Origin of the sequence: Bacteroides sp. AM16-13, assembly GCF_003602705.1 — a bacterium.
Taxonomy (GTDB): domain Bacteria; phylum Bacteroidota; class Bacteroidia; order Bacteroidales; family Bacteroidaceae; genus Bacteroides; species Bacteroides xylanisolvens.
This window is the reverse complement of the sequence record NZ_QTLK01000039.1, coordinates 1-25,889: the sequence shown is the minus strand read 5'-3', so window position 1 is coordinate 25,889 and position 25,889 is coordinate 1. Positions and strand designations below refer to the sequence as shown.

28 protein-coding genes are annotated in these 25,889 nt (G+C 37.8%); 6 read left to right on the top strand and 22 right to left on the bottom strand.

Translation table 11 applies throughout. The features are described 5' to 3' along the window. Positions 1-53: 53 nt before the first annotated feature. A complete protein-coding gene (locus DW173_RS22290; protein WP_055217229.1) occupies positions 54-1,238 on the bottom strand; it encodes a phospholipase D family protein in 1,185 nt (394 codons plus the stop codon). A gap of 46 nt (positions 1,239-1,284) precedes the next feature. Beyond that, on the bottom strand, positions 1,285-1,509 hold the full coding sequence (locus DW173_RS22285) for a helix-turn-helix domain-containing protein (RefSeq protein ID WP_120145258.1): 225 nt from the start codon (positions 1,507-1,509) through the stop codon (positions 1,285-1,287). Positions 1,510-1,756: 247 nt separating this feature from the next. Here DW173_RS22285 and DW173_RS22280 point away from each other — a divergent pair, with 247 nt between their 5' ends. Genes DW173_RS22280 through DW173_RS22270 form a run of 3 tightly spaced genes read left to right on the top strand, consistent with a single transcriptional unit; the run spans position 1,757 to position 5,549 of the window. Beyond that, entirely contained in the window at positions 1,757-3,286 is a 1,530-nt protein-coding gene (locus DW173_RS22280) for a DUF3945 domain-containing protein (RefSeq protein WP_120145257.1), read from the top strand. Beyond that, on the top strand, positions 3,283-3,471 hold the full coding sequence (locus tag DW173_RS22275; protein WP_011107113.1) for a hypothetical protein: 189 nt from the start codon (positions 3,283-3,285) through the stop codon (positions 3,469-3,471). Before DW173_RS22280 ends, DW173_RS22275 begins: the two co-directional genes overlap by 4 nt. Continuing rightward, on the top strand, positions 3,468-5,549 hold the full coding sequence (locus DW173_RS22270) for a type IA DNA topoisomerase (RefSeq protein ID WP_120145256.1): 2,082 nt from the start codon (positions 3,468-3,470) through the stop codon (positions 5,547-5,549). Before DW173_RS22275 ends, DW173_RS22270 begins: the two co-directional genes overlap by 4 nt. Positions 5,550-5,654: 105 nt before the next feature. On the opposite strand, the gene DW173_RS22265 is transcribed toward DW173_RS22270, so the two are convergent. The 20 genes from DW173_RS22265 to DW173_RS22170 form a co-directional block, all read right to left on the bottom strand. Further along, positions 5,655-6,176, bottom strand: coding sequence for a dihydrofolate reductase family protein (locus DW173_RS22265; protein WP_007483901.1), 522 nt, complete (start codon positions 6,174-6,176; stop codon positions 5,655-5,657). A gap of 392 nt (positions 6,177-6,568) precedes the next feature. Beyond that, positions 6,569-6,847 carry a helix-turn-helix domain-containing protein gene (locus DW173_RS22260; RefSeq protein WP_007483899.1) on the bottom strand — a complete coding sequence of 93 codons (279 nt, stop codon included), beginning with the start codon at positions 6,845-6,847 and terminating at the stop codon, positions 6,569-6,571. A gap of 12 nt (positions 6,848-6,859) precedes the next feature. Beyond that, positions 6,860-8,899, bottom strand: a complete 2,040-nt coding sequence (locus DW173_RS22255; RefSeq protein ID WP_120145255.1) for a bifunctional DNA primase/helicase — start codon at positions 8,897-8,899, stop codon at positions 6,860-6,862. Continuing rightward, complete coding sequence (locus DW173_RS22250) at positions 8,862-9,290, bottom strand: helix-turn-helix domain-containing protein (protein WP_117963667.1); 429 nt, start codon at positions 9,288-9,290, stop codon at positions 8,862-8,864. Before DW173_RS22250 ends, DW173_RS22255 begins: the two co-directional genes overlap by 38 nt. A 35-nt stretch (positions 9,291-9,325) precedes the next feature. Further along, positions 9,326-10,183, bottom strand: coding sequence for an RteC domain-containing protein (locus tag DW173_RS22245; protein ID WP_120145254.1), 858 nt, complete (start codon positions 10,181-10,183; stop codon positions 9,326-9,328). Positions 10,184-10,259: 76 nt separating this feature from the next. Beyond that, the gene (locus tag DW173_RS22240; protein WP_120145253.1) at positions 10,260-11,108 is read right to left on the bottom strand and encodes a helix-turn-helix domain-containing protein; all 849 of its coding nucleotides are present in this window, start codon (positions 11,106-11,108) and stop codon (positions 10,260-10,262) included. Positions 11,109-11,187: 79 nt separating this feature from the next. Beyond that, positions 11,188-11,544, bottom strand: a complete 357-nt coding sequence (locus tag DW173_RS22235; RefSeq protein WP_233562278.1) for a hypothetical protein — start codon at positions 11,542-11,544, stop codon at positions 11,188-11,190. 17 nt (positions 11,545-11,561) lie between these two features. Then, on the bottom strand, positions 11,562-12,158 hold the full coding sequence (locus DW173_RS22230) for a T6SS immunity protein Tdi1 domain-containing protein (protein ID WP_120145251.1): 597 nt from the start codon (positions 12,156-12,158) through the stop codon (positions 11,562-11,564). A gap of 75 nt (positions 12,159-12,233) precedes the next feature. Continuing rightward, positions 12,234-12,704: a hypothetical protein gene (locus DW173_RS22225; protein WP_120145250.1), complete on the bottom strand. Its 471-nt coding sequence runs from the start codon at positions 12,702-12,704 to the stop codon at positions 12,234-12,236. A gap of 5 nt (positions 12,705-12,709) precedes the next feature. Next, a complete protein-coding gene (locus tag DW173_RS22220; RefSeq protein ID WP_120145249.1) occupies positions 12,710-13,270 on the bottom strand; it encodes a hypothetical protein in 561 nt (186 codons plus the stop codon). Between the two features lie 46 nt (positions 13,271-13,316). After that, the gene (locus tag DW173_RS22215) at positions 13,317-14,147 is read right to left on the bottom strand and encodes a hypothetical protein (RefSeq protein WP_120145248.1); all 831 of its coding nucleotides are present in this window, start codon (positions 14,145-14,147) and stop codon (positions 13,317-13,319) included. 2 nt (positions 14,148-14,149) lie between these two features. Then, positions 14,150-14,914, bottom strand: a complete 765-nt coding sequence (locus DW173_RS22210; RefSeq protein WP_120145247.1) for a hypothetical protein — start codon at positions 14,912-14,914, stop codon at positions 14,150-14,152. 58 nt (positions 14,915-14,972) lie between these two features. After that, positions 14,973-15,404 carry a hypothetical protein gene (locus DW173_RS22205; RefSeq protein WP_120145246.1) on the bottom strand — a complete coding sequence of 144 codons (432 nt, stop codon included), beginning with the start codon at positions 15,402-15,404 and terminating at the stop codon, positions 14,973-14,975. Between the two features lie 113 nt (positions 15,405-15,517). Beyond that, positions 15,518-15,820: a hypothetical protein gene (locus tag DW173_RS22200; protein WP_120145245.1), complete on the bottom strand. Its 303-nt coding sequence runs from the start codon at positions 15,818-15,820 to the stop codon at positions 15,518-15,520. A gap of 83 nt (positions 15,821-15,903) precedes the next feature. After that, the gene (locus DW173_RS22195; protein WP_009129247.1) at positions 15,904-16,368 is read right to left on the bottom strand and encodes a hypothetical protein; all 465 of its coding nucleotides are present in this window, start codon (positions 16,366-16,368) and stop codon (positions 15,904-15,906) included. Positions 16,369-16,439: 71 nt separating this feature from the next. Further along, entirely contained in the window at positions 16,440-16,991 is a 552-nt protein-coding gene (locus DW173_RS22190) for a DUF4240 domain-containing protein (RefSeq protein WP_120145244.1), read from the bottom strand. 67 nt (positions 16,992-17,058) lie between these two features. After that, a complete protein-coding gene (locus DW173_RS22185) occupies positions 17,059-17,715 on the bottom strand; it encodes a hypothetical protein (RefSeq protein WP_120145243.1) in 657 nt (218 codons plus the stop codon). Positions 17,716-17,789: 74 nt separating this feature from the next. Then, positions 17,790-18,497, bottom strand: coding sequence for a DUF4304 domain-containing protein (locus tag DW173_RS22180; protein WP_233562276.1), 708 nt, complete (start codon positions 18,495-18,497; stop codon positions 17,790-17,792). Between the two features lie 46 nt (positions 18,498-18,543). Then, on the bottom strand, positions 18,544-19,650 hold the full coding sequence (locus DW173_RS22175) for a tyrosine-type recombinase/integrase (RefSeq protein ID WP_120145265.1): 1,107 nt from the start codon (positions 19,648-19,650) through the stop codon (positions 18,544-18,546). Between the two features lie 98 nt (positions 19,651-19,748). Beyond that, complete coding sequence (locus DW173_RS22170; protein WP_007483886.1) at positions 19,749-20,360, bottom strand: TetR/AcrR family transcriptional regulator; 612 nt, start codon at positions 20,358-20,360, stop codon at positions 19,749-19,751. A gap of 1,401 nt (positions 20,361-21,761) precedes the next feature. Between DW173_RS22170 and DW173_RS22160 the strand changes: the two genes are divergently transcribed. From DW173_RS22160 to DW173_RS22150, 3 genes are read left to right on the top strand one after another with little or no spacing between them, the layout of a single operon-like run. Further along, on the top strand, positions 21,762-22,853 hold the full coding sequence (locus DW173_RS22160) for a YhcG family protein (RefSeq protein WP_004315222.1): 1,092 nt from the start codon (positions 21,762-21,764) through the stop codon (positions 22,851-22,853). Between the two features lie 14 nt (positions 22,854-22,867). After that, the gene (locus DW173_RS22155) at positions 22,868-24,088 is read left to right on the top strand and encodes an SIR2 family protein (RefSeq protein ID WP_008015896.1); all 1,221 of its coding nucleotides are present in this window, start codon (positions 22,868-22,870) and stop codon (positions 24,086-24,088) included. Beyond that, positions 24,069-25,775, top strand: coding sequence for an ATP-binding protein (locus DW173_RS22150; RefSeq protein ID WP_055235670.1), 1,707 nt, complete (start codon positions 24,069-24,071; stop codon positions 25,773-25,775). Before DW173_RS22155 ends, DW173_RS22150 begins: the two co-directional genes overlap by 20 nt. Positions 25,776-25,889 lie beyond the last annotated feature (114 nt).

Below are 25,889 nucleotides of genomic sequence, written 5' to 3'. Positions count from 1 at the left end.
ATTTTTAATATTGTGACACAAAGTTACAATAGTAAATGGGAGCTAAAAAATATTTATTCGATTATTAACGTAAACTCGGTAGTATTTTCAGGATTAACGTATAATTTTGCAATACGACCTAACAATTCCTCTTTGGCTATATGATCTTTTGCAGCTCCCCAACTTATCCATGTCATTGAGTTATTTTGCAAATAAGCCTTTGATTTAGTGTCCGTATTATGGGTCAATGCTAAATTGAAGGTCTTAGGTTCATGCCCTATGGTATATATACAAAATTGGGCTTTTGCTCTTTCTAAATGCGGTTGTTTACCATCTTTCTGCCATTTCAAGTCACCAAATACCACATCACGAAAATAGTGTTTTTGATCTATATCAGGAGTATTGCCTTTACTGAAAAACATTGAGCCTGTAGAATGGGTATTTGCGCCAATAGGAATATTCAAATCACGTCTTGATAATTCTTTACTTGTCCAAACTAGTGATAACTCACCTAAGTCTATCGTATTATCAATTTCAATACAAGTTTCTTCTATCACATCTGTTATAACCTTTTCTCTACGAGCTTTTATGCGTTTAAATTCTCTTGGCAGTTTTATAGTTTCTCTGCTAGGCACTTCAAGTGTATCATCAGTTTCAACTTCTTTTTCTTCTGTCTTCCTATATTTATCTTTCCAATTCACCTTTTCTGGTACTATTCCTTTATCAACAAATGCTTGTATAACTTCAGAGGTTAGTTTAAATAAATTTGAGTCGGAAAAATCAAATAATGTACTATAGTGACTTTTAAGTTCATTCAACAAAGCTTGTCCTTGCATGTCAGTATTGTCAAACTCAATCAGAATTGAGCTTTCGATATTAGAAAAAAGCCCATTCGTTGTAAGATTTGATGAACCGACTATAAGCATAGTTTTAGTTTCACTTTCAAATAAATATATTTTTGGATGAAATATAGGACTTTCTTTTTGATAAAAAATATAGCTATTCACACCTAATTTGAGAATTTCCTCTAAAGCATCCTTAGATGTCCCTTCTTGATCAATACCTACAATTAAGTTGATATGCTTAAATTCATTGTTTAACAAATACTCAGAGAGGAGTTCAACAGCAGCAGCACTAGCAAAAGCAGAGATTCCTGTAAAAGTATTAAACTGTCTTGATTTCAGGGAATCAATTAAATACTCTCCGACTGAACGATGTGTCGCTTTATTATACCCTTGTCCTAAAAATAGTATTTTCATAATTTCTGTATTTTAGTAATTAATATCATCATATACTTTAAATTCATCAGATGTTTATATTTTTAAACACATCTTCTAAATTAACCTCTAATGCATAGCATAATTTTATAATTGTCTTAATTGTCATATTAGTATTTCCTGATTCTAATCGACTGACATATTGATAATCCCAATTACACTTTGCAGCCAAATTATCTTGAGTCATTTGCTTAGCAGTTCTCAATTCTTTTATGCGTGTACCTATTTTTACTAAAATATCTTTGTCATTCATTGATTCAGCACTTTTTGTTAGTAAAGATTGCCCTTTATTTTCGTTTTTATCTAAACTTATAAGTTTAGATAAAAATTGAATTACTCATAAATTACTGATTATAAAAGTTTTAATCAAAAAAAACGAAGACAAATGAAGCCAAACGAGGACAAATGAAGCCACCTATTCCCAAATCCTTAAATATACTCTATTTCATCCTTACTTTTACTTCCGAAATTTTTATTTACTCACTAAAATTCAAAAAGTTATGGATGTAAACACAGCCAACCAATCCACCACTGACGAACAGATGATGGATATTCTTCTTGTACTGGATAAGGAGAAAAAGACAATCAGCGCAGTAAAAGGCGTGGATGAAAACGGGGAACTCCAAACCGTACCGCCGGAGAACAACAGCGAACTTCTGAAATTCGACCGTCACGGTGATTTCTTTTCCAACTTCTTTTCCAACATGATGAACCAGTTGAAGAACCCGACCCGCTTTAACTTCTTCAAAATCCCTAAGATTGAACTTCCCAAAATCGAGCCGATAATCAGGGATAATTTCAATCATCCGACACCCGAAAACGAAGCGGGCATAGAGCGTTACCGGGTGACACCTGAAACCGTGAAGCAGGAAGCCAAGAAAGAGCAACAGGAAACCCAAACCCAACAGCAGCCAGCCAAAGAAGCGGGAACAACGGCGCAAGCACCGCAGCAACCCGACAAAAGCAAGTATGTGATTGACCCGGATAAGGTGGACTGGGAAGCCTTGAAGAACTTCGGTCTATCCAAAGAACAGCTTGAAAAGGCAAAGGCTTTAGAACCCATGTTAAGGGGGTACAAGTCGCCCGGAGCGTTCACCATTGCGGGTAACTACAATTCAGCCATTATGAAACTGGACGCACGTTTATCTTTCCGGCACGACAAAGACGGAAATGTAGTTTTGGCGATACACGGCATCCGACAAAAGCCGGAACTCGAACGCCCGTTCTTCGGACATGAATTTTCCAAAGAAGATAAAGCCAATCTTCTTGAAACGGGAAACATGGGACGCATAGTAAACCTGAAAAACTATATCACGGGAGAAATGATACCCTCTTTCGTCAGCGTGGATAAGGTAACAAACGAACTGGTTTCCATGCGTGCAAGCAGCGTCCAAATACCGGATGAAATAAAGGGTGTCAAACTGAACAAGGAACAACAGCAAGCCTTAAGGGAAGGAAAAGGGGTATTCCTTGAAAATATGATTTCCAACCGTAAAAATCCCTTTTCCGCAACCGTTCAGGTCAATGCGGACAAGAAAAGTCTGGAATTTATCTATCCCAATACCAAACAGTCACAGGAGCAAGGGCAGAAACAGACGCAGCAGAACAGCCTTGTCACCAGTGACGGTGTAACCATTCCCAAGAGTATTTCAGGTATAGAGCTATCCCGCCAGCAACAGCAGGATTTAGTCAATGACAAAACCATCTTTGTTGCCGGGCTGAAAGACAAGCGGGGGGTCGAATACGATGCTTATATTCAGGTGAACCATGATAAGAAGAAGTTAGGCTTTTACAGTGACAATCCCAGCTTTGACCGTTCCGCCGTGAAAGAAATTACCCCCGCCAGCAAGAACCGCACACAGGTAGCGGTCAATTCGGAGGGCAAGACCAACGAAGCCACCAAGAAAGTGAAAGAACCCTTGAAAAAGGGTCAGGACAAGCCCACTGAAAAACAAAAGACCAAGCAGGATAAAAAGGAGAAGCAGGAGCAGACGGACAAACCCAAACAGAGCAGGGGACGCAAAAGATGATAGCGGTATTAATCCTTATCCCGGTTGTCGGTTTCGCCCTGTTTACCCTTGTCTGTTACAAAACAGACTGGGAAGCCATAGACGAGCAGAACCGACAATTTTATGTAGATGGCTATCACATCTATTATGACCGGAAAATCCTAAGACAAAAAGAAGTGGAACAATTAAAATCAAAATTAGAATGATTGCAGTAATCGGAGAAAAACCAAGTGTGGCAAGGGACATTGCCCGTATTTTAGGAGCGAGTGAAAAACAGGATGGCTACCTTTCAGGTAACGGGTATCTCGTTACCTGGGCGTTCGGCCATCTTGTAGGTTTGGCAATGCCGGAAGCATACGGCATACAGAGTTTCCGCCGGGAAAGTCTGCCTATTATCCCGGATAGTTTTCAACTTACACCCCGACAAGTGAAAGCGGAAAAAGGGTACAAGGCAGACCCCGGCGCATTGAAACAACTAAAGGTAATCAAAGAAGTATTCGACCAGTCGGATAAAATAATTGTCGCCACCGATGCAGGGCGCGAGGGAGAGCTTATCTTTCGCTACATCTACCAGTATATCGGATGCAACAAGCCCTTTGTCCGTTTATGGATAAGCAGCCTTACCGACAAGTCAATCCGTGAGGGACTGCAAAACCTGAAAACCGGTAGCCTTTATGATAACCTTTTCCTTTCGGCACAGGCACGCAGCGAAGCGGATTATTTGATAGGAATAAACGGTACACAGGCTTTAAGTGTGGCAGCCGGACAAGGCATTTTTTCTTTGGGACGGGTACAGTCGCCCACGTTGGCAATGATATGTACCCGCTTTTTAGAGAACAAGAACTTTGTCCCACAAAAGTATTGGCAACTGAAATTACAGGCAGCAAAGGACAATGTTTCCTTTGCTGCATTGTCCGCAGACAAATACGATGTACAGCAGCCCGCCATCGACACGCTGCAAAGGATAAAGGAAGCGGAAACGGTACAGGTGAAAACCATAGAACGTAAAGAAGTGAACCAAGAACCGCCGTTGCTCTATGATTTAACCACGCTCCAAAAAGAAGCGAATACGAAACTGAACTTTTCCGCAGACAAAACCCTATCCATCGCACAAAAGTTATACGAGGGTAAACTAATCAGCTACCCCCGAACCGGAAGCCGTTATATCTCACAGGACGTGTTCGAGGAAATCCCGGAACGTCTTGTCAATTTGGAACAGTACACCCGTTTTGGCGGATATGCCGCCGGGATGAAAGGCAAAGCCTTAAATTCCCGTTCCGTGAACGATGGCAAGGTAACAGACCACCACGCCCTGATAGTGACTGAAAACCTGCCCGGTAAACTGGAAACGGACGAACAGGCAATCTATGAACTGATAGCCGGACGTATGCTGGAAGCATTTTCTGAAAAATGCGTCAAAGATGTTACCAGTGTAACGCTGGAATGTGAAGGGTCACTTTTCACGGTCAAAGGTTCTGTAATCAAGTCCGCCGGATGGCGTGCCGTATTCGGCGAGAAAGAGGACGGAGAAGATAACACCGCTTTGCCCGCCATGCAGGATGGAGATAGTTTACCGCTTTCCGGCATTGAACTACTGGAGAAACAGACCAAGCCCAAACCGTTACACACGGAAAGCAGTTTGCTTTCTTCAATGGAAACGGCGGGTAAGGAACTGGAAAACGCCGACCTGAAAGCCAGCATGAAAGATACGGGTATAGGTACACCCGCAACACGGGCAGCCATTATCGAAACGCTGTTTTCCCGCCAGTATATCGTTCGGGAGAAAAAGAACCTTGTCCCGACCGAGAAAGGGCTTGCCGTTTACAATATCATCCGGGACAAGAAGATAGCAGACGTTGAAATGACGGGAATGTGGGAGAATACGCTTGCCAAAATAGAAAGCGGAGAAATGAACCCCGACACGTTCCGCAAAGGCATCGAAGTGTATGCACGGCAAATCACGGCTGAACTGTTGGACGTTCAGCTTTCTTTCGCTTCGGGTAGTGGTTGCATTTGCCCCAAATGCAAGACCGGGCGCATCCTTTTCTATCCGAAAGTCGCCAAATGTTCCAATGTGGATTGTTCCGTTACCATCTTCCGCAACAAGAGCGACAAGCAGCTAACGGACAAACAGATTACCGAACTGGTGACTACCGGGAAAACCGGGCTAATCAAAGGCTTTAAAAGCAAGAACGGCAAAGTCTTTGACGCTTCACTTGCCTTTGACGGGCAGTTTAATGTTACTTTCGTGTTCCCCGAAAAGAAAGGCAAGCCGAAGAAATAAGACGGAAATCGTTATATTTGCCACAGAAAGTTTCATTATAGATAGATTTATAATTGAAATTTTTGTGGTTGAAGCACCCGGAGGGACACCGGGTGCTTTTTTTAATCATTCTCCTTTATACTGGTAGGTCAGGCAAACGACCTGATTGTCTATCACCCGGTGTCCGGTCAGTTCCCACTTCGACCCGAAAGTCTTTCCTATGAACTTGATACCGTCCCCCAGCATGACCGGAACGATATACAGCGTTATTTCATCCAGCAGGGACGCTTCAATCAGCGAGGTTATAAACTTACCACCCCCAATAACCTGAATATCGGTTTCCGAACTTGATTTAAGTTCATTGATTGCCCGTAAAGGCATATCGGTAAGAAAGGTTACATTCTCCTTTTCGGTCACATTGGTGTCGTAGTGGGACACTACAAAAGTCTTTTTACTTTTGTACGGCCATCCGCCCCAATGTTCAAAAATACAGGTATAGGTATTCGCACCCAGCAACAGGTAATTTGTAGTTTCGTATTCCTTATTCAGTAAGGTTCTTACATTTTGGGGCATCCAGTCCAGTTCATTATCCGGCGTTGCGATAAACCCGTCAAGAGATACGGCGATGTTCGCTTTTATTTGCTTCATATTATCTCAGGTATTAAACAGTTTATAACCCTTATTCAAACTGTCCGCCAATATCTAAAAAAGAAGCGTGGCACTTGCACTGCTTCAAAGTAGAGGTACTGGCATACCTAAATGTGGAAACAGGCAAGACCACGCTATGATAAAGCATAGCATAGACCTTGCGCTGAAAATCCCCACATTTTTGAAAAGTGCCAGTTTTCTACTTTGGGACGTTCGGCGAACGTATATGTTATATATAAAGACGAAATCACATATTACTGTTCAATCGCCGTTATTTTCTTATGTAACTTTTGCAAAGTTAGCCAAATCCCTGAAAACTCCGGCATACAATAAAAGAAATCCTGCCTTATCTCACGACAAAACAGGATTTAAAGCCATTAGAAAAGAAAAAATTAATCGGTTTTCTCACGGATTAACTTGTGTACATCCGTAGCACGGTAATAACATCTACCGTCCAACATAAGGAAAGGGAGTATTCCCTTTTTCCGGTAACGGGTCAGTGTTCGGGGGGCTACTTTCAGAAGCAGGCACAAGTCCTGATTATCCAGCAGTTCTTCACCGTCCAAACAGTTACGCCCGTTTATCACCCGGTCTATCTTCTTGTCCTGCATATCGAACCTATCCATGATACGTTCCATCCATGCGGTAAAATCATCTTTATCTATATACATAAGGCTGCCTGATTAAATTATACCAATCATAAAATAACTTTGGTTGGACGGGTCTTTAATGATAATATCCCGTTCCCGCATGAAACGGATATAGCTTTTTGCGGTGCGTTCTTTCACGTCCAAAATCTGCTGTATCTGTTCGCACAGGTCTATGTAGGTTATATGTTCCTGCCTGCCGAACACGTCACGGGCAACCCCGACCAGTTCCTTTTCCTTGCGCTTCTCTTTTTCTTCACGGGTCTTTTCTCCTTTGTAAAGGTGCATCCCGGCTGCTTTGTCCCAAGCAAAGAGCATCAAGGGAACATCCAACGGGCTACCATCCCTTACTTTCAGGGCTTTCACTACCGACAAAGCTGGGTCTTCGTCTTTTTCTATCGAGAGGATGGCAGCCGCTTTGCGTTGTAGTTCCGAGCCTAAATGCCCCCGCAGTTTCAATCCGTTGGGTACGAAATGCAGCACGCAGATGATACAGGTCTTATATATCCCTGCCAGTCGGTAAAGTTCATCTATGATTGCCACGCTTTCCGCTTCGTCATTGGCACATCTTACAAGGTCTGCAATACCATCTATCACTACCAACTGAATACCCCCATATTGGAAATAATACCTGTCCATGCTCTGAACAATGGCGTGCAGACGCTCTTTGCGGGACATACCCGTAAGGCAGAAAGCCTTAAATTCATCCGGTTTGTCGGTCTGTTTCGCCCTCTTTATCAGGTTGGTTACATTCTTGAACAGTTGTACTTCCGATTGTTCCGTATCATAAAGCAGGACGGCTTTATGTTTCGTGTTCTCACTTACATTGATACCCAGCGTATCAATCTGAATATCCGCCGGACGGATTGAACCTGCCACCAGTGCAGCCACATAGTTACTTTTCCCTGTTCCCTCTCCGCCAGTGATGCAGCACAAGTTCCCCTGTGTTCCCAGTGGAACGTCACCCGCCGAAATAATTTCCTGCGCTTTTGCCGGAGGATTATTAAAATCAATCTCACACGATTTAAGCATAGTCATTGTTTCATTATAGATTGTATCTAAGAAGTCGATAAATAGTTTGATGAAATTTTCCCGGCTGTTACCCGCCCGGAAATAATCGGAAATGTCCTTTTCCGCTTTTGTCCCCTGCAAAGGGAGAAGCAACCGTTTCACACCGTATTCACAGAGTTGTTTCTCATGCTTTTTTGCGCTTTCCACTCCGGTAGCATCCATATCGTAAAGCAATATGATATGTTTAAACCGGAATGTAAGTTTATAAATGATGTTCGGCGGAACAGTTACCGTTTCGCTATTGAAGCAAATCGCATGGAAACCATGCGCTGCCAGTGACATGACATCTTTTTCCCCGCCCGTAATAAACAGGGTATCGCCTTTACTGGGTAGCTGTTCCAGCCCGAAGCAATAGCTTTCGCCGATATTTCCGCCATATAGAAAGCGGGTCTTTGAAAACGGTCTGTACAGTTTGATGAAGCGTTTGTTCTTATACCCGTAAATGGGTTCTTCCTTAGTGGAAGAATAAGAAAACGGATTGCCATCCGCATTTTCACTTTGGAACTGAACCACTGAACAGACTTTATACTGTTCCAGTATTTCAGGGGTAATGCCGTATTGTTGCCAGTATTCCAGTTCGGAAGCGGTAAGTTTCCTTTCCTTAAATGTGTACGGTCTGCCAGTACGTTCTACCGGAGCAGGCACAGGCTTTTCCGGTTCTTTGAATGTTTTAGGTACAGGTATGGGATTACCCTCTGAAAGCCCCAGTGACAAATCCCGGTCTATAATCCGCAAAATTTCTATGAAACTGCTTGAATTGTTACAGTCCAGCCCTTTGAGCATACCCACAAAAAAGAAGCAGTCGCCGGAATAATCGTCATTGCCGAAGTCTTTCAGCTTATAACTGTTGCTACGGCGGTCAAAATAGATGTTACAGGACGCTTTGCTGTCCTCATACAATGGATTAAGGAAATTACGACCGACCCGCCACGTGCCGGGAATATAATGTTTAAATACGTTCAGACCGTTATTTGTCCTCTCTAAGATTTCGTCTTTCCTTAACATATAGCTTGTGGTTGGTTATCAGGTTACGCATACATTCGTCATTGCTCTTTATCAAACGGCTTTCCAGCAACCGTTTTATTTCACCGATTTTATAGAAATTGCGTCCCCTGATGGTAGAGTAGGCTATTTCTCCTTTGGAACGAAGCCGTTGCAGGGTGCGGTCGCTGATTTTCAAGAAAGTACATACTTCGTAACTATCCACCCAAATATCATCCTCATTCTCTTTGCAGTCATCCTGACGGGAAAATACATAATTGGCAATCACATTGATTTTTGCCATCAATTCCTTAAAGGCTTTTGTTTCTACTGTTATTACGTCCATTTTATTAACTAATTGATTTGCTGCAAAGTTGGACGGTTCGGGAAAATAAAAAGCCACAGGCGAACCCACCTGTGGCGAAATAAAGTTTGTTAATCGGATAAGGTTTACTCCTGTTCTTCCATCCGGCGCAACAGTCGTTTTTGCAGGGTGTTCAGGTAGTGTGTCCGGTCATTTGTCCGGGATTTAAGTTCCATGTAGGTATGGTAGAAATCACCTAAATCTATGTCGAACATATCTTCAAAGCAAGATACAATGTCCTTTATATCAACCGTTCCCTTATTGAAATCGCCATTGGTGTAGAGTGCGTAGATAAGTTCCACCAATGCCCGTTTTGTCCCCGTCCACCGGAGCAGCTTCTTTATATTCCCGTTTTTGACCTGCTGGCGTTGGAAACGCCGTTCAAGTTCATTCAATCGGTTGGTGAGGTAGATGGCAAACAGTTCGATAGCTAAAATTTTGGCTACCTTATAATCATAACTGGTGCTGAACTGTGGGTCTGCTTCATAATAGAAATTGTCTATAAGGATATGAATGTCAGGTTTCCCACGCAGGAAATATTTATGGTCTAAATAGGTGGCTTTTGTCCGGTAATACTGGTAGAAACTTATATTACGTTGGAAATGCGCCAAAATCCGGTCGGTTTCCGCCATAATGAACTCCTTTTGCGTTTCTTCGCTGCCGTTCGGAAAACGCAGTTCAAACTGGTAAACCGTATTGTAATAGATAATTTTACTTGCTATTATTGGCTTTTGCTCTTTGAAGAAATAAATTTCTTCTTCCTTGCTGGTGAAAGAGTAGGAAATGATAAAGGTTTTCAGTTCCCCTATGATTTCTTGCAGGTAGTCAATGACCTGTTTGCACAGGCTGAAAGGGTCGTTGTTGTTATCTTCAAAATCCTGTATCTGTAAATCCACCTTTTGCAAAAGGTCGGTAAAGTATTCGTTCAAATTCTGTTGTCCCATAATTAATCGTTCCTTTATTAATCGGGCGCAAAGTTACAGGCTTTAAATCGCTGCTTTATTCTTCATTTTTCACATTTTATTCTTCATGGTGAACATTCCGTTGTCCTTTCAGGTGTTTACGCAGCACGCCGGGAGTTCCGAGCATATATTTCACACAGAAATCGTTCAGGTTGCTGGCGGACGAAAACCCGGTGTCCTCTGCAATCTCCAATAATCTTTTGTCTGTATATTCCAGCAGGTAGGCTATCTCCTTTACCCGCTGTTCACGTATCCACTGGCACAGTGTCTTTCCAAATTCCGCCTTGAACCTGCGGCGGAACGAACGATATTCCATATTACAGCATTTGGCAAGGACGGTCGGTGAATAGACCTTATAGCCTTTTATCTGCACCATTTCCCGGAATGACCTCTGTCGCAGGTATTTCAGGTTTCGTTCGACACGGCGGAACTGTTCATCGGTGATGTGGCTGCCTTTTCCGTGATAGACTTCCCGCCGTGCCTGAAAGAAGTAGTCGCACACCCAGTTATAGACACCCGACAAGTATCTGTGATTGTCGAAAACCTGCCGGAGCATATCGGTAAAGAACAACAATTCGTCCAGCTTGTTTTGCTCGATATAAGGTATTACAAGGTTTTCTTTAAGATAGAAGAAAGCGAAATCTTCGGGACAATATGCCAAGAGGAAAATATAGGTTTTATAATCCTGTTGTTCCAATGTCGGCAGTTCTCCGCTTTCTTTCAGGCTGTCGGTGACGAAGTGCAGCAGTTCACTGTTTCCGGCAAACTGTTCTAAGGTTTCCAACTCTTTCAGTGAACGGCTGTTATTTGCCAGCCATTGTATCTTGTCCGCCAATTCTTGCACAGGGGGCAATATCTCCGGACGCTCCGCCGCTTTGGATAGTAAAAATCCGGTAATTGTTTTCATAATGATTTAGAACTATGTTGGTACATTCTATTCTTCTTTATTGTCAGCAACGGTATTCGGATAACTGCAAATACTTAGGCTATCCAACATTCCCGTTCATCATATCATTCCAGTCCTGCACCGCTTTTATGGCGCATTGGTAGTAGCAGATACCCCACACGATTAACCAATATACCAACACGGCAGTTATCTTGAACAACCGTCTTTTCCGTATATCATTCACTTGTTTTCCGATGAAGCGGAAAAGAAATAACATAATCCCCCATAATACAAATGTCAGCACTTTGCATTTTATCGTTATGAATATATCGTTAGCCGCTATGTCGAAATCAGGCAAAGAAGATGTATAGTAAGAAGTGATACACCATCCCACCAGTAGAGAAATAATAGCAAACAGAGCGTTTTCAATTCTTTTATATGGCATTGTTGTTTTCATGTTTCTATATTATTAAATCACCTCGCTTCAAAACGTTCAAATTCACCAATGAATTGAGCCGCCATGTCAATGTATGGAAAGATTTTAACTACTTGTATGTGTTCGTCTGTTTCTTCCCCACCTGCTGACAGGACGGGAACATAACCAAAACATTCATCGCCTTGCAGCGCACCCAGCTTTTCTTTTATTCGAGGATATAGCCCTAACTTATATCTGAACTCCAAAGAATCATTCTTGAATAAAAGAATGTTGAACAGCAGATTGAAGTTATCCGTGAAAATTTGGAATGTTCCATACCGTATATTCAAAAAAACGATGTGATTGCCAAGTTGCTTTTGGCTACTTTTGATATATACGAACAAATCCCCGAAAGCCGTTACCATGAAAGGGATTGCTACTTCATTATACTCCCGTTGGTAATATTGGTTCACGAACTCTTGATAATCTGCCGGATTCATTATCCGGAACAGACCATTACAAAAGATACCCAATCCGACTTCTTGCCACAATGTAATCAACTCTTTAGGGGCTATATCGACATACTTTGCAAGAAAAGCATCATCCGCTACCTGCCTTTTGCAGTCTATGTTCTGACTTAAAAACCTCTCGTACATAATGTTTATGCTTTAATAGTTACTAATGGAATACAGTTTGCTGCCGTTTAGGCTGTATAGGTTTTTGTTAGCAATTTAATTAATCGTTATTTCTTCAATCGAATATGTCGTGTTTAATTGAACATATAACAGTTTTTTGTTGAATTTTATATCATAAATCAGCATAAATCCATTTGGAAATATTTCGATACTTTTTAAAGTCATATTCTTTTGGAAAGTATCACATTCCATTTTAAGCTCCTGTTCGGTCATATCTGATTGTTGGTATATATCACTAACTACTTGGCGAGATATATCATGGGCTAAAATCTCATAATTATTTTCCTTATAATAAGAACGTATTTTTTTGAGTTGTTGTACCAAGATATTAAAGTCTGCCATTAAAGGTGTTTCTTCTTCAGTATCAAATTTTACTAAAATATTCTCATTTCTGAATTGAATATTCCCTTGTACTATTTCATTATCCAGCTTGTCCAGCGTTGTGATTTCTATATCAACTTCCGAACAGATTTGTTCTAATGCACGTATGAAGTTTTCTTTTTCCATAATTGCTAATATCTAAATAAGTTTTTATCTTTACTCGCAATACATGTATTTATTTTTAAATATTCAATCATTTTTAATTGTGATTCTATATCATTTTCAACTATTTTATTACTAAAATCTTTTTCATTCAAAATATTTAACCCTTCATTATCTAAAACCACATCTAAATAATCGAGATTAGATTGAATAACATTATACTTCCATTTCCCATTTGATGTAATAACAAACTCTAAACCACCATTTAAGATAATAAAAGTTTCATATATACACTTCTCTTTGATATCAGTTTCATCTAAAAATGTTTCATCTATTTGTTGAAACTTCTCATAAATAAATTTAGTTTCCTGTTTATCCCAAAGTCCTTCATCGACAATCTTCCATAAATAGTCCATTGAATTATTTATCAATAAGGCTTCATTTTCCGGAAAATAAAGATAGACATATTCTTTGCATTGTTTATACAAATTCTCACATATCCACATACCCCAGAATAATTCATTCTCATTGGGGATTTTTTGAATCTCATGTGAAATATACTTCACATATTCTTGATAATTATTATACATATATATTTTAATTTACATAATAGTTAGAAAGGAACATTGTTCGATGTTATCTTTCGTTATTACTGATGAATTTTATTCCATACTTATTTTTTTCAAGTTTATAAACTTCAATTTCTCTACCAACATATTCGGTATCGTCTTTATCTTTTACAACAACAGGCTTTAATATTTCCTTTTGTTTTCCAAGATATACGATACGGGGAAACGTAAAATTGTTGCCAATGAATAATCGTGCGTCTATATTATCCTCTGCAAAACGATAAGAGATAGATAAATAATCCTTTTGCTGATTACCTGAAACGAATATTGTTTCCTTCTTCAACTCTCTATTTGCAAAACTAACGGCTTTCATTACTGCTAAAGGGTATGCAGTTGCTATTTGACTTGTTCCCGAAAGCAAGTAATATCTTTTATCCGATGCTTCGATGGAATAAATAGTATCATAGCATACCCCCATATCATTATCATTATTTATTATTAAAAAATACGTGTGTTCTTTATCCTTATATTGAATATAAGAGGCAAACAATGGCATCGAACCACCGAAATAAGTGTTCCGGGAAAACACCCTCATATCCCCGTCTGTTGATACAGCCATAGTAAATTGCCGTTCTTTTTTCCTCAATTCTCTAAAGTCGTATTTCATTCCTTTATCGGCTGTACAAAGTTCTTCCAGCAGGATAGAGAATCTGTTTTGTAAAGAATCGCAATAATCATCATTCGTATAGGGATAATTTTGCCGCAGCGTATATAAAGTATCTTGAATAAAGCAAAGCTGTTTTTCCAAAGAAGACAAGTTATTGTCACTTTGTGCTATTGTAGCTTTCACTGCTCCAAAACACAAGACGATACAAAATATATATTTAATCTTCTTCATTTTTATCTGATATTATCAGTAATGGTTTGACAAGGAATACCATTTAGGTATAATAAACTTAATTGTTCTTGCTTACTTACATTTTCGTTTATTAGTCCGCACATATATTCTTGCAGGCAACAATGATATTTTTCAGTAGTAAGCAATGATTTTATATACTCCACATTTTCATATATGTATTTCATTTTATAAGCTAATATTTCAAAGGGCATATCTTCGTTATTGTAAGTAGCTATTATCTGCCATAAATTTGAAATCGTTTGGCTTATGTCATTATCTTGGGGCTTTTTATTAGCTTCCATATTCTGATATTTATAGATGTAATACTCCGTGTATGCCGGTATGCGGTATGTTTCATGTGTGAAGCCAGTTCCCCCCCCGGCAATACATCTCAACATATCGTTTACACAATAGAATATTTTGTTTAACGTCTTACGTTCGCTACGATAGTGTTTCCTATTATTGGCATTAAATTGTGCATACCACATACAATATAAGTCAAATCCGGTTTCTCCATAAAAGTAACCTTGCAATGAAGTATATTGTTGGCAGTATAATGTATCGGGATAAACCGTTGCCGAATTTACAAACAATCTTTCAGCATCTTCTTTTATATAGCGGTACTCTTTCTTACTTTGCTTGCGGAGTTTATCTACATTAAGTATTTCATCTTGTATGTTACGTTCACGCAGAGTTTTGCTGCAAGAACACCCCATTACCATGAAAATGGCAAGAACCAATAATACTATGTTTGCAAAACGATACATGTTGTTTATTATGGGATTAAGACAACTGTGTTTAGCAGTTTAGGTGATTATTGCAAATTTATCTTACTCCTTTCAATTCTTCTTTCATTCTTCCTTTTAGATGAAAATAAGCCAGTACACCAAGAACGTTGAATAATGCGGTTTCATCTTCATTGCGCCCTAATGCCTTATAGAATTTTGCAACGTTCCGGTAAGCAAGGATTAGAAAGATTAAATAAACAACAGCTAAAATCCCCCCACTAAATACAAGCGTACAAATGCCTATCAATGAATTTCTACTGTATGCTTTATACTGCTTTTCGGCTTCATCGTAATCATAGTTTGTTAAATAGCCGAACTGCTGTAAATCTTCTCTGCTCCAACCTCTCTTTTCCAATAAGTGGATGGCATAATCACGGAGTTCATCATCATAGCCATAACGCTTATAATTTTTCACTACGTCTATCAATTTATCATTGTCGAATTTATTTAGGATGTCTATATCTTCCATAATACTTCATTTATGTTTATAATGTCCGACGGATAATCGACCGTTTGGGGAGATTAATCCGCTTGTTAGTCACCGCTTTTATATTTACCAATTCTTCAATACATTGTTTGAATCTAATAATCACAATATTGACTCATGAATTTGTGATAATTCATATAAAAATTAGATAAGGCTCCCTTTTCATCACCGCCTGCCAAAATTAAAAACAAATATGCCCAATTGTAATTTTCATCATGATTATAGCAAGAATTTACATAAGCATTAAAATGCTCAAAAAATATAGCTTCTTCCTTATCTATGTCATGATTTGATAAAGAAAACCCCAATAATAAAGTAGAAAATTCTAAAATACTTTCATTTCTTAAATAAGACTTGGGTCTTAGTTCTATGTTTTCTATTAATTCTTTGAATTTCATATTTTTAAAAATTACATTCTACATATATCAATTTAGTAGCTACTATTTGGTGATTAATGGTTAGAAAGGAGTATCGTCAGATGCTATCTTTCGTTGTTAGATACTAAATTTATGGTTTCAAGGACATTGCCCGATACAATATTTTGAACACCACTGAATATATCACTGCCATAATAATAAACAAGATTATCATAATCAGCCCACACTTGTTCTCGTTCATCTAACCATACTGTCAAATAACCAGGATGAATGTCTGCTAAATAGATAACCTTATTGACCTTTAACTTCACAGCCACTTTCTGCATAGCTTCCGGGCTGTATTTCTTTATTTTCTTGACATCAAAATAAAGAATATTAGATTGGTTCAGCTCTAATTTCATGTTATAGAATAGAGCAATCTTGCTTATAATACCGTCATTCAAAGGATAATCAAACTTTGAATAGGATTGTTTCAACTTATCAGCGTAACAATCCGACATCATTTGAAAGTTAAATTCATCCCAATGGTTATGAACAAGTATTTCCTTTATTGCAGTAGGTATATTCATATCTAATTGTATCTAATGTTTGGTGGCTAATCGACCTTTGGGGAGATTTAGCCGCTTGTTAGCAACCTCGTTCAGAACACATCATTTTCCCACCATTTATCAAAAGTTCGTGGACAAACCTTGCGGATGGATTCTTCATCGTCCTCTTCCCATTCAAATTCGATTTCGTGAGCATACTGGGGTAATGAATAGTTTTCTTCCGCTGTATAAAAGTAATCTTCATTCCCGGTTCGCTCTCCAAGAATTGCCTGAACGGCATAATCTAAGTCCTCTTGTTCTGGATAATCGTCTCCTTCCGGATCTTCAAGTTTCGAGAACACATCACACAAGGTATCTGCATTTTCCAATGCGTTGTAAAACACTTTCCGCCCCTGCACAATAAGCCAAAATCGAAAATAGTCGAACCCGTCATCGCTGCATCCGCCAAGCACGACGTAGGCAACAGCCCATAAGTCCTGCTTATAGGATAGGCTGCAAAAATATTCCCACCAATATCTAAACCCAAACAATTCTTCTTCGGAAAGTGGGGTTAGACACTCTTTCAAATTTCGTCCACGATTAGAATTTTCGATGATTGTCCAAAACTTTTCTTCTGTCATCAATTTGGATGCTTCTTTTGTCATTTTCTTTCTTTTTCAGGGTTGCTAATGGTTTGGTGAGAAACAGCGTTTAGCTGTTATCTCGACCTTGTTATAAGCCAAATTTTTCTGTTATTATATTCTTTATCATTTTAGCATCTGTGCTATTCAGCATATAAATGCTGCATAGTTTACTAAGAGCTTGCTGTATCTCTGCATCCATTATCCCTAAGTTGAACATTATACCTAAAGGAAGAAACCAAGAATTAGGAACTTGCTCGTCCTCAATCTTTACCTTTGGGATATGGCTTTCTGCGTCATTTTCACAACTTAATACCGACCCTCTGTCTTCTTCTTGTAGATTTCCGGTAGCATCTAATTCGGCACAATAGAAACGCTTTTCTTGGCTTCTCTCATAATAGCCATAAGCGTAACGATATTCCCATAAATCTATCGAGAAGTAATAGACACCGCATTTTGCCGAAAGCCTTTTACCCAATGTTTCGTAAATATATCGCAAACATTTCCCTTCAACGATATAATATCCATTAATGACTGACGAAATCAATATCTTATCCACTCTCAGTAAAAGGTCATTAAGATAATTGTCTGCATTTTCATAAGTAGTACAAAGTATTGGGTTGTTATCCCACTGCTCATTTTCAGACAAAAGGGTTAATCCCAATATGTCTGCAACATCTTTTCTAACGGATGCAGGTATTAGGAGCCAATCAGCACAGCTAAAATATTCTTGTACTTGTTCGTTCATAATTTGGTGTACTATTGCTTATAATGGTTTGTGAATAACTGACCGTTAGGTTAGTTCATTCGCTTGTTATCGACCTATTTTATTTTCAATCCATTGGTAAAAGCAAAAATCGCAAATCTATTATCCAAACCTAATTCTATATTTTGCTTGTTATCTAATTGGTTGAACGCAGTCATAAATCTATTTCTGCATTTACATGATTGCAGATAAACATTGAAATAGTTCTCTGCTTTTTCTTTATCTCCATGCAACAATACATAAGGCAATGCTGAAAGAGAATTTTGAGTATATTTATTGAAGCAACAACCATATTGTTCTATAAAACTGATAGCTACTGTTTTATCTTTAAATAAATCGAATATCGGTATGGCATATTGTTCAAGTAAGTTGATAATAGATTCCACCGATATATCGAAACTTAACCCGGAAAGTTCCCATTGTTTATACTCCTTTATTGGTGATATATATCCAATATGGTTATGATATATAAGCCCAGCTTCATTGATATTTCCTGTCTGTTCTTGCATCCACTTCTTCAATCTTTTACTATAAATAGAAATCAGAGGATATATGATTATGCTACAAGAGTAGTTATAGGTACTTGACTTGAAATATACTTCAAAAGTCAAATCCTTATCTTTTGAAATTTTCTTCAAACATTGCCCGTTTTTCATCGGCTTAAATCCCTTTTCAATAAAAGGGATAGCAATTTCATTGCAGGCTTTATAGAATATTTCTCTTGGTTTCATTTTTCGCTCTTTTAATGGTCGATAATTATTCAATAACCACACCTTATGGTGTAGTTCCTAATCTCTAATAGGTCATAATCTAATCATCATCCAAACTATCCAACGGGTTTGGAACTTTGGCTTTGTAAGCATTAGACACGTGCAAATAAATTGAGGTCGTCTTTATATCGTTATGCCCCATAAGCTCCTGAATGGTTCTTAGGTCAGTCCCTTGTTCCAGCAGGTGAGTAGCGAAAGTATGTCGAAGCATGTGCAAATGTACCCGGTGTTTTATTCCGGCTTTTCTTGCCGCATCTTTCAGTATTTTCACCAATGCACTGGGTGAATATTGTTCACCCACCTGTTCGCCCTCAAAGAGCCACTTTTGCGGTCGGTACTCCTTGTAATAAGTTCTTAGTTCATTTAGTAGTTTCTCTGAAAGCAGGGAGTACCTGAATTTCTTTCCTTTACCCACTATCCTAATCAACATCCGTTCACTGATAATGTCATTAGGGGTGAGGTTTAGAAGTTCACTGCGGCGCAGTCCGGCAGAGTAGATTAATGAAATCATGCACCGATGTTTCCGGTTGGTCATCTGTGCAAAGATATTTTTCATTTCTTCCCGGCTCAATACTTCGGGCAAAGTCTTGTATTCTTTGGCACGGACTATACCATCGTAATATTGTCGTTTGCCTTTTCTAACTTTTTCGTAATAAAACTTGATTGCGTTGATACGCATATTCTGTTGGGTAGCAGAAATATGCTTTTCCTTTACCATGTAAAGCATATAGGTATTTATATCCTCGATTGTTAGTTGGTCGAGGTCAGCCCCTTTATGATATTCCATAAAGTCGCTGAAATAGATTTTATAGGCTTTTATGGTAGAAGGACTGTATCTTTTTTGTCCCAATAACTCCAAATAGCCTTTTGGCAGTATATATTCACGTTTGGGTTTGGGATGTCGTACATATACCCGACTATAATCAATATAGGCATGGGGAGAATAGCGGTCATAAAATGTAGGAAGCCGGAAAGTAGATGCTGGCATATAGGCACAACTGTTTGCATCTACCTTTATTTCGGTATCTTGGGCAAACAGCAAAGCAATAGCCTGACTGTTTGAATATTCTATTCGTATGCAGTCCTGCCCGTCCCTTTTTTCCTTGTACAAGACGATAGTTTCCCGTTGTTTCTGTACATTATCCATATTGCTAAAAATAGATTCATGCTCCAAAGATAAGAAAAACAACAAAAAACGAACACTCATTCGGTTTTTATTTTACCGAAAACATTAAAAAATGAAAATCAGGCTTTTAGTAAGGAATAAATATAGCGAAAATTACTCGCCAGTTCTTCCACATCAAGCCCGTTTAAATAAGATTGCTCGTATGATAAACCGAAGTACATTTGCCTGAACATGGTAGCAGCCCTTTTAACATCCGTATCAGGTCGTATTTCTCCATTATCCTTTGCTTTCTGTATAATATTCATCCACAACTCATAATCCTGTGCAAAGAAATGCACAGTCTTTTCTTGTATATTGGGGTAGTACATCCTAACTTGTGCAAAGAAGTGATAATAATAAAAATTAGGACTGCATCCATAAGGATTGTTACCATCATCCACAAGTTCACACAACCGCTTCATAGTAACAATTATCCCCTGTATGTACTGTTCGATAAACTCCGCCAGTGTACATTCGGTCTTGTTAAACTTGTTTTTCGGGTGATGTGTTTGAAATATGAACTTATCAACCACAGCCACAAACAAGTCTTGTTTGTGGGGGAAGTAATGAACAATGCCAGTTCTTGCCAACCCGCAGGCTTTGGCAATTTCCGTAAAGCTCGCTTTCTCATAGTTCATCTTCACAAAAACTTTAAATGCGTTTTCCAGCACTTCATCCCGGTTAGTTATCATATCACATACTGATTTATATTTTCCAACCCCGAAAATACTATTTTATTGAATAGCTTACATAAAAACGAGCAATAGATTAACAAAAATAAATCGGCAAACAACTTTAATAAATAAGAGAAAAGTTATTGTAGGACAAGATAAAGTTAGGTGCAAGGTGCAAGCATATATTTATATATATAGCTTGCACCTTGCACCTAAGTTGAAATATTAATAATCAAAGACTTGCATAATTCAAAACGAATGTGTACTTTTGAACCCAAGATACATGGAGACAGACATCCGCCAAAAGCGGACAGAAACATATAAAAAAGTCAGTGTCCAAATCGTACCCCCTCAAAGGGATAACGATAGTTAAAATATTGATATTTAGGACAGTGAACCGCATGGGTTAAAGACCCAGGCGGATCACTGAAAACAAAAGAAAAATCAAGCAAATCCCTGATAATCAGACATTATCAGGGATTTCTTTTTTCTGGCAGGTAGCAGAAAATAGCCGTTTCAAGGGCTCAGTTGTAATTCTTGGGGGATTTGATTCAGAGCAATCACATTCCTAAAAATTGATTCCCGTACGGTTTCATTCAAAACTTGTGCGGATTTGAATGAAATACTACACAGTGAAAAAATATCTATCATAAGTATCATTCATTTTAATAATCATTTCATTATCAAAAGAATAAGTATGATAGATAACTTTTAATAAATGTATCTATCATACTTTTATTGCAAAAAATAGCTATCTATCATGCCTATACTTTATCTATTTTAGTGTAGTATTAGGTGAGATTACCCATTTAAAGGCATAAGAATGCACGTTTTATAAGACGACAACCTGTATTTAACAGCTTAATAATCTATTGGGAGCGGTGATGTTTTTATAGCCCACGTATGCAGGCTGTACAGCCCACGCTTGTAAACCATACAGCCTACAGATGCGGGCTCTACAGCCTGCATACGTGGGCTATAAAAACATCACCGTTAAAGTTGGCTTATTAAGCCATGATCATCGGATTTATACAGGTTCATTGCAACAAAAACAAGCTATTTTATGTATATAGGGCCTCTATTCGGCTATTTTGTTGATGATAGATGTTTTTTCACTATGTAGCATTTAATTCAAATCTGCACCGGAATGAATCTATTTTTAAGGATATGATTGCCCTGAATCAAATCCCCCCAATTTTCAGACTGAGCCGTTTCAAGGGGGCAGTCCGAAAATCTGGGGTAGTTACGGAATGTTTATGTTTATAAAATGTATGAAGCAAAAAGTAATAGTCTATTTTCCCAGCCCTACAAAGTTGATATGTGTCTCCCAATCGGATAGGCATTAAAACCCAGCTAAAAGAATGTATTTCAAAAACATATTACCATATATTTATTTACCTTTGCAAAAAACATAGTTACATGAAGGAGTATCCTATTAACGCAATAGATAACGAATATATAGAATGGCTAAAAGCCATCAAGCAGCAAATTCGTTCTAGCAAAATACGAATGATAAAAACAGTCAATACAGAGTTGATACACTTTTATTGGCGGTTGGGACAAATGATCTCTCAAAAGCTGAAAGAACAGAATTGGGGTGACAAGGTAATAAACAAACTTTCAGCAGACTTGCGTAATGAGTTCCCTGATATGCAAGGTTTTTCCCGCCAGAACCTATACTACAGTAAGAATTTTTATGAGTTCTACGCAGAGAAAATCCACATTTCATCCAATAATAAAATTGTCCCCCAAGTTGAGGGACAATTACAAGTGGTTGATAACTATAGAATTATCTTCGATATACCTTGGGGACATCAAAAGGTGATAATTAGCAAAGCCCAAAACATAGAAGAAGCATTATTTTATGCGCACCAAACCTTATCTAACAGTTGGAGTAGAAGTGTTTTAGAGAATCAGTTGAAGCAACAATTCTATGAGCATTACAGACAAGGACAAACAAACTTCTCGCAAACCTTGCCAGCCCTAACAGCAGATATGGCGCAGGAAGTAGTTAAAGACCCATATTGGTTTGATTTTGTGTCTGTATCGCAAAAAGCACGGGAACGAGATATAGAAAAGCAGCTTGTCACGCACATTACTCAATTTCTTCTTGAATTAGGTAAAGGATTTGCATTTGTAGGAGAACAATATTGTTTGAATCTGAACAACAAAGAATATTTTTGCGATCTATTGTTCTATCATATTCCTTTAAGAGCTTATGTCGTTATAGAGTTAAAGAATGGCAATTTCAAGCCGGAACATTTAGGACAGCTAAACTTCTATCAGAACCTAATCAATAACACCTTAAGAGGAGAATTTGACAATCCTACTATAGGAATGTTACTTTGTAGGGATAAGGATAGGATTGAAGTAGAATATGCATTGCAGAATATTTCATCACCGATTGGGGTTAGCGAGTTTAATGTTAGGGAATTACTACCTGAAAATCTAAAAAGTAAGCTACCAACAGTTGAGGAAGTTGAAGAGGAACTAAATAAATTTGTAAAATAACAAAGATTATCAATATGAAATACTTGTACATATCAAGAAATCAAAGCATTAGTTTTAATGAAGACTATTGGTACATTAATGGTATCGAACAAAAAAGACCTATTGAAGAGACTAGAACAACTGAAGAGTTAGCAAAAAATTGTACAAAACAATATATGAAAAATGTATTGACCAATTTATTTTCTCACTTTAAACATATAGCGATATTAACAGCAGCAGGTACTTCTATGGACAATGGAGAACATAGAGGAAAAACAAGAGATGGGTTATGGAGAGAATGCCGCGATGACATTAAAGCAATAATACGAGAGTTACACAAAAAACAAGCTTGTTCTAACAAAATGAAAGCTATTGTTAGAGAGAAAAATATTGAAGATTTTCTTTCCTATCTTATTTTGTTTGAGAAAATAAGTGATGTTATAAAAGATAGTACAGGAAACAGTCTAAAGGAAAGTATCGAAAAAAAAATAGCAAATGCGTGCAATCTAGAGCTTGACAAAAGTAATAAACATCATGGGGAATTCTTAAACAAACTTGTTGCTCGAAAGCCTAGCGATCCTCGAGTACAGCTTTTCACAACCAACTATGACACTCTTTTTGAACAAGCAGCAAAAAAAAGAGGATTTACAATAATTGATGGATTTTCTTTTTCATTCCCTAGATATTTTGCAGGAAAGAACTTTGATTATGACATTGTTTATAGAGAGAAAACAAGACTAAAACAAGAAGAAAGTTTTGTTCCTAATATTTTTCATTTATATAAATTACATGGAAGCATTGATTGGGAGAAAGACGAGAATGGAATTATACAGCAAACAGAGAAAACACAGAAACCTTGTATCATTTATCCAGCAAGCGAGAAATATGAAAGCTCATATGAACAACCTTATTTTGAAATGATGGCTCGATTTCAGCAAACTTTACGACAAGAAAGTACCCTCTTGATTGTTATAGGTTTCGGATTTCAAGATAAACATATTCAAAACGTTATTAAAGAAGCTGTTTTTCAAAACCCCAATTTCCATTTAGTTATCATAAATTATAACAAAAATAATAATAGCGAAACAGGGATTATGCCTAATTTATTACCTGATTACATAGATCTTAATATGAGTACAGAATCAAATGTAAGTGTCATCTTTTCGACATTTAAAGATTTTGTTGAAGCATTCCCTATCAATCAATCATACTACAAATCAGAAAGACTAGAAGATAATGGAACCATTCAACCATAACAAATTTTTAGGATATGTAAGTGAGGTCACTCCCCAGTTCGTTAAAATACAATTCCCTACCGCCAATTTATTGCAATCGTTTTACCATGATGGGAATATATATGCAGGTGGGAACGTTGGCTGTTTTGTCGTCATTGAAGGAGCTGAATATGGTTTCCTTGGAAGAATCATCGAACTTAATCTTCCTCAAGGGGAACGTACAGAAATAACAGAAAAGACTATACACGAAACAAACACAGACTTTCATCCTATTGGTAAAATAGAACTTCTAGTCGTATTCAACGTATACAATCCTTTAAAAATAGAAAAAACAATATCCAAATATCCAGCAATAGGTTCAAAAATATATTCTTGTTCAGATGAACAAATAAGTAATTACATTGCAACTTTTGGATCTAAAAGTGACAATCAGGGCAGTGAACCTTTTTCTCAAATTGGCAAACTCACATCTAATAATGCGATATGTAACATTTCATTAAATTCACTATTTGGAAGACACTGTGCAGTTGTAGGAACTACTGGTGGCGGAAAAAGCTGGACAGTTGCAAAACTGTTAGAAATGATGAATGAGCATACAAGTAACAACATTATTCTAATTGACGCTACAGGCGAATATGCAAATACAAGCGATGAAGTTACTTCTGTCGAATTAGGGGATGGAGAGTATATATTTGATTATACCCGTTTAACAATAGATGAGCTATATTATTTATTAAAACCATCATCTAAAACACAAGTGCCTAAATTAATGGATGCCATACGGTCACTTAAAATTGCAAAATTATCATCTGGAAATAACTTGGAGGGCATAATCGAAAATGGGATGGTTAGAAAATCTGGAAATAATAAAAGGCCTTATGAGGCTTTCTATTATAGAAATATAACTGCCATTGAAGACAAATACTGTGATTTCAATTTTGAATTATTACCTAGACAAATAACATCTGAATGCATATGGGATACTGATAAAAATGACGTTAATAAATGGGGAGGTAGAAATGAAACAGATGTATCAAATTGTATTAGTTTGATTTCAAGAGTTAATAATCTATTATGTACAGAGGAGTATAACAAAATATTTGGATTTAGAAAAAGTGCTTTAAATGCTCCTAAAGATTTGATCCACGTTATTGATGATTACATTAAAAATAAAAAAGGGATTCTACGTTTTGATTTTTCTAATGTAAGTTTCGACTACCAAGTTCGAGAAATATTGGTCAATGCGATTGGAAAATACTTACTAAACAATGCAAGGGAGGGAAAATTCAAGAACGATCCAGTAGTGATATTTATAGATGAAGCCCATCAATTTTTAAATAAATCAATAAAAGATGAATATTTTGATGCTAAACCTTTAGACTCATTTGAACTTATTTCAAAAGAGGCTCGTAAATATGGGCTTTTTTTATGTATTGCAACTCAAATGCCACGAGATATCCCATTAGGGACATTAAGCCAAATGGGGACTTTCATCGTCCATCGTCTCATAAATGACCAAGACAAAAAAGCTATAGAGAGTGCAGCTTCATCTGCAAACAAGAATATATTATCTTTTTTACCTATTTTGGGAGAAGGAGAAGCTTTATTGGTTGGAGTGGATTTCCCAATGCCCTTATTAATAAAAATAGATGCTCCCAATACAAAACCAAATTCACAAACTCCTAGATTTACAATAAAAGACAAGTGAATTTTAGGTCGAGAGGTCTGGGGCTTTTGTACTGTGAACGTTACGTCATAATGCAACAAACTAGGGATATTCCTGAAATAAGAAAATTTAAGGCAACTAATTCATTGCGAGTTA